The following is an 11,600-nucleotide window of genomic DNA, read 5'->3' as shown; positions in this document are numbered from 1 at the left end:
CTCGTCCTCACGCACTTCGAACACGGGCGCCTGGCATAAAACTCGCTGAGATCACCTCAGTGCGCCGGTGGGCTCATCTGCACAGAGCAGACGGGGTTTGTTCACCAGGGCCCGGCACAGGGCTACCCTCTGCTGCTGCCCCCCGGAAAGCTGTCGGGGCAGGTGGTCGAGACGGTCGGTGATACCAGCCCGAGCGCAAATCTGGTCGAACCATCCCTGGTCCAAGGGCTTTCCGGCCAGGCGCAAGGGCAGGGTAATGTTCTCATGGGCGGTCAGCGCCGGCAGGAGATTGAATTCCTGGAACACGAAACCCACGCTCTCCCGGCGGATTACCGCGAGTGCGTTCTCGGGCAGCTGGTCGATGCGGGTGTCTGCGATGCTCACCTCGCCCGATGTGGGCTTGTTCAGTCCAGCCACGGCCTGCAGTAGTGTGGTCTTGCCTGACCCGGAGGGGCCCATGACCGCAGTGAAAGTCCCGTCCCTGAAGTCCCATGTGACCTCGTCGAGCGCTACGACAGCGTTTTCGTTATCTCCGAAAACGTGAGTCAAATTCGACACGAATGCCGATTTGATTCTGACCACCACCATCCACGCGTAGAACAGAAAAGCGAACTTTTCCCCTAAGGCAATGCACACACCACTTTCCCCCGCCTGTTCCGGTGGCGGCACTAGGCCTAGCCCTACTCTTCGGGTTCGCTCGGGGCCGACCTACTGACCCGCATGGTGGTGGTGAAGAGCGCCAGTTCGCGATCGCCCTCGCCGACACCGTTTCCCTCGGCCTCGACCCAGGCGTGGACGCGGAAGGGCTCCAACGCGACCCCGGTGCACCAGTCCGGCCATGAACCACGCAACCGGCACAGCAAGGCGGTGGCCACAGAACGCTCCAGGCACCGCGGGCCGGCGCAACGCAGGCTAGCGTCAACCACGTGGGAACGGGCGCGGAGCGTCTGCGCGGGTTTCCACCGTTGTCCACAGGCCGGACACGGGGTCTTCCGAGGCGGGGACCGGTCCCGATACCGTTGGCGCGCATTCGTCCACGACGGAGGAGAGCGTCCGTTGACCGCACACCCCATCCCCGGTGATCCCGCTTGGCTCCGGCAGGAAGAACACGACCTGTACGCCTTCGCCGGCGCCTCCGCGGCCCCCGACGGGTTCGGTTGGCTCGACGACCGGGGTGAGCTCGTCACCGACCGGCCCACCGAGACCTGGATCTGTGCGCGCATGACCCACGTCTTCGCCCTCGCCGATCTGCGCGGCGAACCCCGGGCGGGACGGCTGGCCGACCACGGGGTCCGCGCGCTGGCGTCCGGTCCGCTGCGCGACGCCGAGCACGGCGGCTGGCACGAGGCCGTCCCGGGAGACCCCGCGTCGCAGGACCACGACCAGCGGGCGCGCAAGGGCGCCTACCCGCACACCTTCGTGGTCCTGGCCGCCGCCTCGGCCACCGTCGCCGGGCGGCCCGGGGCACGGAACCTCCTGAAGCAGGCGCTCGGCGTGATCGAGGAACACTTCTGGGACGAGGAAGCCGGCGCCCTGCGGGAGAGCTGGGACCGCTCCTGGACCTCCACCGAGGACTACCGCGGCGCCAACAGCAACATGCACGCCGTGGAGGCCTTCCTCGCCGCGGCCGACGCCACCGGTGACCACCGCTGGACCCGCCGCGCCCTCCGTATCGCGCAACGTCTCGTCCACGGGGTGGCGCGCGAGCACGGGTGGCGCCTGCCTGAGCACTTCACCCACGACTGGCAGGCCCTGCCCGACTACAACCGCGACCGGCCCGACCATCCCTTCCGCCCCTTCGGCAGCACCACCGGGCACTTGCTGGAGTGGTCGCGTCTGCTCGTCCACCTCGCCGTGGCCCTGGAGGAAGCCGGTGACACCGTGCCCGAGTGGCTGCACACCGACGCACGCGCCCTCTTCGACCACGCGGCCGAGCGGGGCTGGGCGGCGGACGGCAGCGACGGGTTCCCCTACACCCTCGACTGGTCCGACACCCCGGTCGTGCGTGAGCGCATGCACTGGGTCGTCGCCGAGGCCACCATGGCGGCCTGGGCCCTGGACCACCGCTTCGGGACCGCCGAGCGCAGCGGGCTCTACGAGCGCTGGTGGCGTTACGCGGCCCGCCACCACGTGGACACCGAGCACGGCGGCTGGCACCACGAGCTCGATCCCGAGGGCCGCCCCGCCGGCGGTGTCTGGTCGGGTAAACCGGACACCTATCACGCCTATCAGGCGGTCCTGCTGCCCCAAGGCGTGCTCGCCCCCTCCGTGGCCGGAGGCCTGCTGCCGACGACGACCCCCGGGAGGACCCCTTGAGCGACCCGCGCCTCGCCGTGGTCGGTGAGAACGTCATGGACCTGCTGCCCACCCCGCACGGCCCCGACCTCCTGCGCGCCGCACCCGGCGGGGGCCCGGCCAACACCGCCGTGGCCGCCGCTCGCCTCGGGGTGCCCACCCGGTTGCTGGCCCGCATCGGATCCGACGAATTCGGAGTCCGCATCCGGGCCCGCCTGCTCGCCGAGGGGCTGGACCCGGGCGGGCTGATCGAGGCCGAGGAGCCCTCCGCGCTGGCCATGGCCACCGTTCGGGACGACGGATCGGCCCACTACGACTTCCGCATGGCCGACGCCGCCGACTGGTTCTGGCGCCCCGACGAACTCCCCGAGCAGCTGCCGCCCTCGGCCACAGCGTTGCACGCCGCCTCCATCGCCCTGTTCCGCGAACCCGGAGCCACCCTCATCGAAGCGCTGATGGGCAGGGAGGCCGCCCGCGGTGAGGTGACGCTGAGCATCGACCCGAACATCCGCGGGGACGTCATCGGCGACCCCGACACCGCCCGCGCGCTCGCCCTGCGCCACCTCGCACAGGCGCACCTGGTCAAGGCCAGCGACGAGGACCTCGCGTTCCTGTTCCCGGACCTGAGCACGGGACGCGCCGCCCGCGCGATCGCCGGCCTCGGCCCGTGCCTGGTCGTGGTCACGCTCGGTGCCGAGGGCGCCCTGGCCGTGCACGGTGGGAGCGAGGTGGTCGTGCCGGCCCCGAAGGTCGAGGTCACCGACACCGTCGGGGCCGGCGATTCCTTCATGGGTGCGCTCCTGCACTGGCTCGACCGCACCGGACGGCTCGGGTCCGCCCCCGCCGCACGCCTGGCCGGACTGGACGAGGGCGACCTGCACGCGTTGCTGACCCACGCCGCCACAGCCGCCGCACGTACCGTCACCCGGGTGGGCGCCGACCCGCCCACCGAGGCCGAGCTGGGTACACCCGACAGGACGGGCTGATCCGACGCGACATGAGTGAGGGGAAGCGATGAGCGAGGCCGACGCCGTCGTCGTCGGTAGCGGGCCCAACGGGCTCGCCGCCGCGGTGACCCTCGCCCGCGCCGGTCTGAGCGTGGAGGTGTACGAGCGCTCCGACACCCCGGGCGGGGGCCTGCGCACCCTGCCGCTGCTCGATTCCGACGTGGTCCACGACGTGTGCGCGGCGGTGCACCCGATGGTGTGGCCGTCGCGGTTCATGCGCCGTTTCGACCTCGCCGCGCGGGGGGTACGCATGCTGCGGCCCGAACTCGCCTACGCCCACCCCATGCCGGAGGGCGGCGCCGGCCTGGCCTACACCGACCTCGAACGCACCTGCGACGAACTCGGTGAGGACGGACCCCGGTGGCGCCGTCTCATGGAACCCTTGGTCGACCGGGGACGCGGGGCGGCCGACCTGGTCCTGTCCGACCTGCGTTCCCTGCCCGCCGACCCCTGGGCCGCGGCGCTTCTCGGCCCCCGGGTGCTGGCCCAGCGCGCGGGTGGCGGACCGCTGCGCACCGAGCGGGCACGGGCGCTGCTCACCGGGGTGGCCGGGCACGTCATCGGACCGCTGCCTTCGCTGCCGGGGTCGGCGGTCTCACTCCTGCTCGGACACCTGGCCCACACCCCCGGAGGATGGCCGATCCCCGAAGGCGGAAGCGCGGCCGTGGCCGACGCCCTGGTCGCGGACCTCCTCGCCCACGGTGGCCGCATCCGCACCGGGCACGAGGTCACCGACCTGCGGGAACTGCCCCCGGCCCGGGCCATGCTGCTGGACGTGGCCCCCCGCGGTCTGCTCGACATGGGCGGGGACCTGCTGCCGGACCGCTACCGTGCGGCCCTGGACCGGTTCCGGTACGCCCCCGGGGCGGCCAAGGCCGACTTCGTGGTCTCCGGTCCGGTGCCCTGGTCCGACCACGACGTGGGCCGGGCCGGAACGGTGCACCTGGGCGGGACCCAGGCGCAGATGTTCCACGCCGAGTCGGAGACCGCACGCGGGCGCCGGGTCGAGGAACCGTTCGTGCTCCTGGTCGACCCGGCCGTGACCGACCCTTCCCGCGAGGTCGACGGCCTGCGCCCGGTGTGGGCGTACGCACACGTGCCCAACGGCGACCCCCGTGACCCCGTAGACCTTGTGCGGCGCCGGATCGAGACCTTCGCGCCCGGGTTCACCGACACGATCGTGGCCGCGCAAGGTGTCCCGGCGGCGCGGATGGCCGAGTACAACCCCAACCACGTCGGTGGAGACATCGCCGCCGGTGCGATGACGGTGTGGCAGACCCTGGCACGTCCGGTCCCGGCGGTCGACCCGTACCGGACCCCTCTGGGCGGGGTCTACCTGTGTTCGTCCTCGACCCCGCCTGGACCCGGCGTGCACGGTGTCTCGGGGTACCTGGCGGCGTTGTCGGCGCTGCGCCGGGAGTTCGGGGTGCGCGACGTGCCCGATCTGGCGCCCTGACCTGCGCCTGCTCAGGCGGGCAGACCCTCGCGGGTCTGTGCGATCAACAGGTCGACGACGTCGGCGGGACTGCCCCGGCGGTCGTAGGCGCGGCGTTGGCGCGCGGCGCCGGAACCGGCCCTGTGCACCCGTTCCAGCAGGACTGCGGCGAGGTCGGCGTCGTCGGGCGCGGACCCCGGCAGCGCGGCGCGCAGCAGGTGGTCGGCGGCCCGGTGACCGGGGACCAGATCGCCGGTGAGGGGGTCGGGCACATCTCCTTCCAACCCGTCGCGCGCGGCCCGCCACAGTGCGGCGAGCAGAGCGGCCCCGGAGATCTCGGGTGCCGGCCGGCCCAGGCGCACGTCGGAGAGCGCGCGGGCGGCCAGTCCCCGCACGATCAGAGCCATGAGCAGTGCTTCCTCGGTGGTGGCGGCGACGTCGCCGACCCGGATCTCGAGGGTGGGCAGGTGATCGGAGAGGCGCACGCCCCAATAGACCATGTGCGGATCCAGGATCGCGCCGCTGTGTGCGAGTGCCCGCACCGTCCGGTCGTGTGTCTCGAGTGTGCGCAGCAGCGGGGGAGGACCGGCCGAGGGCAACCGGTTCCAGGTGATGGTGCGCCAGCTCGCGTGCCCGGTGTCGCGGCCGTCGTGGAAGGGCGAGTTCGCGCCCAGGGCCGTGAGGGAGGGCAGCCACCGCCGCATGTGGTCGCTGACCCGCACGGCGCTCTCCCGGTCGGGAACGCCCACGTGCACGTGGCATCCGCAGACGACGTGGGCGTCGCACAGGGCCCCGTAGTGGTCGGCCATGGCGGTGTAACGCGCCCCGTCGCTGAGGCGGGCGGCGGCGGGGTCGCCGAGGACGGAGCTCCCGGAGGCGACGATCCTCAGGCGGGAGCGATCGGCTGCCTCGGCGAGCGCATGGCGGGTGGAGACGAGGAACTCGTGCGCCTCGGTACTGGTGGTGCACACGGGGCTGCTGGCCTCGAGCTGGGTCTGGCTGAACTCACCGCACAGGTGCGGGTTGCGGTTGTCGGCGAGGACCTCGTCGGCCCGCGAGGTGATGCGGCGGGTGCGGGGATCGACGAGGAAGAACTCCTCCTCGATCCCGAACGTGGGCGGGGGTGCCGGGACGGGGAGGCTCCGGTGATCGTGTGCGGCCAGGGAGTGGTGCTCCACGGATGGCGGTCCCTCCTGCTGTCGGTACCCGCTCCGGACAATCCGGGTCGGGGCGGCGGCGACAGTGTCGCGGGGAACACAAAGGGTTATCGCTGGAGTCTTTGTCTCCTATGTTCCCTTTGTCTGCCTCGCGGGGTCGGGGGTACCCGCACGTAACGTTGTGATAACTCGCAAGGGCTCCGGTGTCCTGTCAGGAGTCCCGCGCCACACGGTCAGGTGTTGCGGATCACATTCGGAAATGCAGGTGGGGATGGGCTTTCGGGGTCCGCCCGACCCGTCGTGCGCACCTTCCGGCCCCCGAACGGCGCACTCCGGCGGGGGATCGGTGAAACCACCAGTGTGCCCGAGCGCACCTGCCGGGGCGCCGTCCCCGTGTGTAACGGTGAGCACGTGGACGCGATGCTCACGATCCCCCAGACCGTCCGCCTCCGGGGGAGGGACACAGAAATGCGGACCCTCGGTGCCGCACTGGACAGCGCCAGGGCCCGGCGAGGCACGTCGCTGCTCCTGACCGGCGGCCCCGGAACGGGTAAGACGGCCCTGCTCGACCATGTCCGTGCCGACACCGACGACTTCACCGTCCTGTCCACCGCGGGCGTGAACGACGAGACCGACGTGCCCATGGCCGGCCTCCAACGCCTGCTCACCCCGGTCGAGGCAGCCGTCGGCCTTCTGGCCGAACCCCGGCGCGGACACGTGCGCGAGGCCCTGCTGCACGGTACCCCTGTCGACCGTTTCGTCCTCGGCACCGGCCTGCTCGACCTGCTCACCCAGGCCGCTGAGGAGCGCCCGCTCCTGCTCGTCGTCGACGACGCCGACCTGATCGACCGGTCCTCCCTGGACGCGCTCGCCTTCGTCGCCCGCCGCCTGGGCTCCACCCGGGTCGCGCTCGTCATGGCCGCTCGCGACGCCCTCGACCGCACCACGACCGGAGAATCCACCCCGTGCGGGCCTCGCCCCCTCGTGTCCGGTGTCGAGGAACACGTCCTCGCCCCGCTCGACACCCGTTCGGTGCACGACGTTCTCACGGACACCGCGCCCGCCACACCGGCCCAACCGGTGCGCTCGGCGCTCGTGGCCGCCTCCCACGGCAACCCGGCCGCCGTCCTCGGCCACATTGGTGCCCTCACCCCTGACCAGCTCGGGGGTGCTTCCCCGCTGCCCGAGCCCCTCATGCTCCCCGTACGCCTGCGGGCCCGGATCCTCGAACCCGTGCGGAACCTGCCCGCGGCCACCCGCCATCTCCTCCTGCTCACTGCCCTGGGCGAGGACGTGAGCCTCGGCGACCTGCTCACGGCCGCGGACGCCCACGACCCCGAGGCCCTCGAATCGGCGGAGGAACGCGGCATGGTCCGGGTGCGGGCCGACACCGTGCACCTGACCGACCCCCTTCTGCGCGATGCCCTCGCTCAGGACGCCCCTGTCTCCCGCGCCCGCGAGGCCCACCGGGCCCTGGCCGCCGTGACCGACCGCGTCCATGCCCCCGCCGCCTTCGCCCGCCACACCGCCGAGGGCGCGGCCGGCCCCGACTCGGATCTGGCCGACGGTGTGGAGAAGGCCGCACGCCGCGCGGGCCGGGTCGACGGACGTCGCGCCGCCTCCCTGGCCTACGAGCGTGCAGCACGCCTGACCCCCGACCCCGACACCCGTGCCTGCCGCACCGCTTCGGCCGCCTACCAGGCCTGCATGGCCGGGGACACGGGCCGGTCCGCCGACCTCCTCGCGCGGGCCCGCCCCCTGGTGGTGAGCGACCGCCGCCGTGCCATCGTCGACCTCATCGACGCACAACTGGCCATCCGGGACCAGAACAGCATCGACGTGGCCGAACGCCTGCTCCGGGTCGGACGCGAACTCGTCCCGCACGACCGTCACCTGGCCCTGCGTGCCTTCGTGCGCTCGGCCGACTCCGCCTCCCTGGCCGGCGATCCCGTCCGGCACAGGCACGCCGTGGATCTGGCCCTGCCGCTGGTGCGTCCGGACGATCCCGAGACCATGCACCGCATGGTCGACTTCCTCCAGGGATGCGCGGTCTCCTTCCGGGGCGACTACCGCGGCTCCACCCCGATCCTGCGCCGGGCGCTGCACCTGGCCGACGGCGACGCGGGCCCCTCCGAGCTCATCTGGGCCGGGATCGCGGGGCTGCGCCTGGGCGACGACCCGTTCGTGCACCGTGTCATGACCCGTGCCGTCGAGGGCGGACAGGCACGCGGCGAACGGGCCACCATGCCCGCTGCCCTGGGCTTCCTGGTCTTCTCGGAGTTCTGGAGCGGCCGTTTCCCCTCCGCCGCCGGCACCGCACTGACCGGGCTGCGGGCCTCGCGCAGCAGCGGCCAGAGCATCTGGGCCACCCATCACCTGGCGTCCCTGGCGATGGTCGCGGCGATCCAGGGCGATGTGGAGACCTGTCAGCTCCGCGCCCGGGCCGTGGCAGCGCAGGCGGGGGAGAAGAGCCTGGGTCTGGCCGCCGCCGTCGCCTCCTGGGGGTCGGCCGTGCTGGAGCTCTCGCGCGGTAACGCCGCCGAGGCCTTCCTCCGGCTGCGCTCCCTGGCCAACGCCGGCCCCGGACAGGGCCACCCCACGATGCGCATGCTCACTGCACCGCACTTCGTGGAGGCCGCCACCCGCATGGGCGAGGCCGAGTGGGCGGCGGCCTCCCTGGCCGGGTACCGCCGCTGGGCCGAGTCCGTGCAGAGCCCCAGCACACTCGCCCTGGCCGCCCGGTGCGAAGGCCTGCTCAGCAGCGGGGACGAAGCCACCGAGTACTTCGAGAACGCCTTGGCTCTGCACCGCACCGGCGGTGACGACGACGTCGAGCACGCCCGCACCCAGCTCCTCTTCGGCGCCCATCTGCGCCGGGCCCGCCTACCCGGACGGGCCCGCGAACACCTCCACAACGCACAGGAGTCGTTCGAGCGCTTCGGTGCCCGCCTGTGGGTCCGCCAGACCCGCGCCGAGCTGCGTGCCCTCGGGACCGCCGATCGCGGACCCGACCTGCCCGCCGCCAGTGAACTCACCGCGCAGCAACAGCAGATCGCCCGCCTGGTCGCCGAGGGAGCGACCAACCGGGAGGTCGCCGCGCACATGTTCATCAGCCCGCGCACGGTCGAGCACCACCTGCGCGGCATCTTCCGCAAGCTCAACATCCGGTCCCGGGTGGACCTGGCCCGGCTCTTCAACTGACGCCCCCGCAGGACCGGCCCACCGCACCCCCGCGGACCCGTTTCATACCAACTGGTCGGTACGCATAACGGCGACCTGGAGGAAGCACAACCATGACAGCGACAGCCGCAGGCGACCTCCTCGAGGCGGAAGACATCACCGTCCGCTTCGGAGGCCTGACCGCCCTCGACGCCGTCGGGCTCGACGTCGCCCCCCGCTCCGTCGTCGGCCTCATCGGACCCAACGGAGCCGGCAAGACCACCCTCTTCAACGTGCTCTCCGGGGTCCTGCGCCCCACTGAGGGAACCCTCACCTGGAAGGGCGTACCCGTGCCCGCCCGCCGCGCCCACCACAGTGCCCGCGCCGGCATTTCCCGCACCTTCCAGGGGCTCAACCTGTTCCCGCAACTCACCGTTCTCGACAACGTCGTCGTCGGCGCCGACCGCACTGCCCGCGGGGGAGCCTTCTCCCTACTCACCGGCCTCGGCCACCACCACCGCGACGAACGCCTCCTGCGCGAACGCGCCCTGGCCGCACTCGACTCCTTCGGTGTCGCCGAACACGCCCACCGCCTGCCCAGCACCCTGCCCTACGGCTTGCAGAAACAGGTCGCCCTCGCCCGCGCGTGCGTCAGCGACCCCGAACTCCTGCTCCTCGACGAACCCGCCAGCGGCCTGTCCGGCGACCAGGTCGACGCCCTCGCCGAGCAGATCCACACCTTCAGCCGGGACATGGCCGTCGTCCTCGTCGAACACCACATGGACCTGGTCATGCGTGTGTGCGACCACATCGTCGTCCTCGACTTCGGCGAGGTCATCGCCACCGGCACCCCCGAGGAGATCCGGGCCGACCCCGCCGTCACCCGCGCCTACCTCGGAAACCCGGCCGGTGACCCCTCTACCGAGGGCCCGAACGCCGACCCCGACAGCGGCAACGGAGACACCCCATGAGCGACAAGCCCCTCCTGCAGGTCCAGGACCTCACCGCCCACCACGGCGCCGTCCGCGCGCTCGACCGGGTCACCCTCGACGTGCCCGAACGCGGGCTCTACGCAGTCCTCGGCGCCAACGGGGCCGGCAAGTCCACCCTCCTGCGCACCCTCACCGGCCTGCACCCGGCCACGTCCGGACGGGTCACCCTCGACGGGGAGGACATCACCCACCTGCCCGCCGAACGGGCCGTCACCAAGGGCCTCGCGCACGTGCCCGAGGGCGGCGGCGTCATCGTCGAACTCACCGTCGAGGAGAACCTGCGCCTGGGCGGGATCTGGCGGGGCCGCCACGACCCGGACACCATGGCCGAGGTCCTCGACCTCTTCCCGCCCCTGGAGCAGAGGCGAGGCAAACCCGCCGGAACCCTCTCCGGGGGTGAACGCCAGATGCTCGCCATCGGCCGTGCCCTCATGGCCCGCCCCCGCGTTCTCCTGCTCGACGAGCCCTCCCTCGGGCTCGCCCCGATGATCACCGAACAGATCTTCACCCTGCTGGGCGACCTGCGCGACCGCACCTGGCTGACCGTCGTGCTCGTGGAACAGAACGCCGCCGGCGCCCTCTCGACCACCGACCACGGCTTCGTCCTCGACCAGGGACGGCTCGCGGCCGAAGGAGCTTCCGACGACCTGCTCTCCGACGACCGCACGCGCCACGCCTACCTCGGTTTCTGAGGAGCACCCATGACCCACTTCATCAACCTGACCCTCAACGGGCTGGCGACCGGGGCGGCCTACGCGGCACTGGCACTGTCCCTGGTCATCATCTACCAGGCCACCCGACTGGTGAACTTCGCCCAACCGGCGTTCGCCCTGCTGTCGGTCTACGCCGCTCTCGCCGTCACCCAGCTCACCGGTTCGTACTGGATCGGTTTCGCCGCCGCGCTCGCCACCGGTCTGACGGTCGGCGCGGCCGCCGAACGGCTGGTCGTGCGGCCGATCGCGCGGGTGTCGCCGCTCAACGGCATCATCGTCACCCTCGGGATGCTCCTGGTCGTCCAGGGCGTGGTCGGCATGGTCTGGGGCAACGAGCAACACGGCTTCGGTTACGCGTTCAGCTACGTCGGCCGCTTCTCACCCGCAGACGCCTTCGCGGTCGGTGCCGTCGCCGCCGTGGCCGTGCTCCTGTTCCTCCTGTACCGCTTCACCCCGTTCGGCCTGCGCATGCGCGCCGCTGCCCACCACCCCGAGGCCGCCCGGCTCAGCGGTGTGCGGGTCGGGCTCATGCTCACCGCCGGATGGGCCATCGCCTCCGCCATCGGCGCGCTCGCCGGGATGCTCGCGGGGCCGCCGTTCCTGTCCCCCAACGTGTTCGACACCGTGTTCGTCTTCGGGATCACCGCGGCCGTCATCGGCGGCCTCGACAACCCCTTCGGGTCGATCCTCGGCGGGATGCTCATCGGCCTGGGCGGTTCCTACGTGTCCGGCTACCTCGGCTCCGAGCTCGCCACGCTCTCCGCCCTGGTCATCGTCGTGGTCGTGCTGAGCGTGCGCCCCGACGGCATCCTCGCCCGACCGACCGCACGAAAGGTCTGACC

The 11,600-nt window shown here is 72.2% G+C and carries 10 protein-coding genes; 7 read left to right on the top strand and 3 right to left on the bottom strand.

Translation table 11 applies throughout. The features are described 5' to 3' along the window. Positions 1-51: 51 nt before the first annotated feature. Positions 52-636: an ABC transporter ATP-binding protein gene (locus D456_RS24430; RefSeq protein ID WP_017577477.1), complete on the bottom strand. Its 585-nt coding sequence runs from the start codon at positions 634-636 to the stop codon at positions 52-54. A 44-nt stretch (positions 637-680) separates the two neighbouring features. After that, a complete protein-coding gene (locus D456_RS24425) occupies positions 681-1,073 on the bottom strand; it encodes a lasso peptide biosynthesis B2 protein (RefSeq protein ID WP_083904615.1) in 393 nt (130 codons plus the stop codon). Here D456_RS24425 and D456_RS0117465 point away from each other — a divergent pair. The 3 genes from D456_RS0117465 to D456_RS0117455 are packed head-to-tail and all read left to right on the top strand — an operon-like array spanning position 1,057 to position 4,758. Further along, positions 1,057-2,316 carry an AGE family epimerase/isomerase gene (locus tag D456_RS0117465; RefSeq protein WP_017577475.1) on the top strand — a complete coding sequence of 420 codons (1,260 nt, stop codon included), beginning with the start codon at positions 1,057-1,059 and terminating at the stop codon, positions 2,314-2,316. The two genes, D456_RS24425 and D456_RS0117465, sit on opposite strands and share 17 nt — an antisense overlap. Beyond that, on the top strand, positions 2,313-3,281 hold the full coding sequence (locus D456_RS0117460; RefSeq protein WP_017577474.1) for a carbohydrate kinase family protein: 969 nt from the start codon (positions 2,313-2,315) through the stop codon (positions 3,279-3,281). Before D456_RS0117465 ends, D456_RS0117460 begins: the two co-directional genes overlap by 4 nt. A gap of 28 nt (positions 3,282-3,309) precedes the next feature. Continuing rightward, complete coding sequence (locus D456_RS0117455; RefSeq protein WP_017577473.1) at positions 3,310-4,758, top strand: phytoene desaturase family protein; 1,449 nt, start codon at positions 3,310-3,312, stop codon at positions 4,756-4,758. Between the two features lie 11 nt (positions 4,759-4,769). Here D456_RS0117455 and D456_RS0117450 read toward each other — a convergent pair whose 3' ends face one another. Next, positions 4,770-5,915 (bottom strand): carboxylate-amine ligase, encoded by a 1,146-nt coding sequence (locus D456_RS0117450; RefSeq protein ID WP_017577472.1) that lies wholly within the window; start codon positions 5,913-5,915, stop codon positions 4,770-4,772. A 447-nt stretch (positions 5,916-6,362) separates the two neighbouring features. On the opposite strand from D456_RS0117450, the gene D456_RS0117445 reads away from it, so the two are divergent. The 4 genes from D456_RS0117445 (at position 6,363) to D456_RS0117430 (ending at position 11,598) form a co-directional block, all read left to right on the top strand. Continuing rightward, positions 6,363-9,095 carry a LuxR C-terminal-related transcriptional regulator gene (locus D456_RS0117445; protein WP_239643878.1) on the top strand — a complete coding sequence of 911 codons (2,733 nt, stop codon included), beginning with the start codon at positions 6,363-6,365 and terminating at the stop codon, positions 9,093-9,095. Between the two features lie 92 nt (positions 9,096-9,187). Next, complete coding sequence (locus D456_RS0117440) at positions 9,188-10,024, top strand: ABC transporter ATP-binding protein (protein WP_017577470.1); 837 nt, start codon at positions 9,188-9,190, stop codon at positions 10,022-10,024. Further along, the gene (locus D456_RS0117435) at positions 10,021-10,737 is read left to right on the top strand and encodes an ABC transporter ATP-binding protein (RefSeq protein ID WP_017577469.1); all 717 of its coding nucleotides are present in this window, start codon (positions 10,021-10,023) and stop codon (positions 10,735-10,737) included. The genes D456_RS0117440 and D456_RS0117435 overlap by 4 nt, the downstream gene beginning before the upstream one ends. A gap of 9 nt (positions 10,738-10,746) precedes the next feature. Continuing rightward, a complete protein-coding gene (locus D456_RS0117430) occupies positions 10,747-11,598 on the top strand; it encodes a branched-chain amino acid ABC transporter permease (protein WP_017577468.1) in 852 nt (283 codons plus the stop codon). Positions 11,599-11,600: the final 2 nt, after the last annotated feature.

Origin of the sequence: Nocardiopsis kunsanensis DSM 44524 (assembly GCF_000340965.1) — a bacterium.
GTDB classification, from domain to species: domain Bacteria; phylum Actinomycetota; class Actinomycetes; order Streptosporangiales; family Streptosporangiaceae; genus Nocardiopsis; species Nocardiopsis kunsanensis.
This window is presented reverse-complemented; position numbering and strand designations above follow the sequence as displayed.

Coding starts and splice junctions, on each gene's coding strand:
- D456_RS0117430 (WP_017577468.1), top strand. CDS start 10,747: ATGACCCACTTCATCAACCTGACCCTCAACGGGCTGGCGACCGGGGCG.
- D456_RS0117455 (WP_017577473.1), top strand. CDS start 3,310: ATGAGCGAGGCCGACGCCGTCGTCGTCGGTAGCGGGCCCAACGGGCTC.
- D456_RS0117435 (WP_017577469.1), top strand. CDS start 10,021: ATGAGCGACAAGCCCCTCCTGCAGGTCCAGGACCTCACCGCCCACCAC.
- D456_RS0117440 (WP_017577470.1), top strand. CDS start 9,188: ATGACAGCGACAGCCGCAGGCGACCTCCTCGAGGCGGAAGACATCACC.
- D456_RS24425 (WP_083904615.1), bottom strand. CDS start 1,073: ATGGGGTGTGCGGTCAACGGACGCTCTCCTCCGTCGTGGACGAATGCG.
- D456_RS0117445 (WP_239643878.1), top strand. CDS start 6,363: ATGCGGACCCTCGGTGCCGCACTGGACAGCGCCAGGGCCCGGCGAGGC.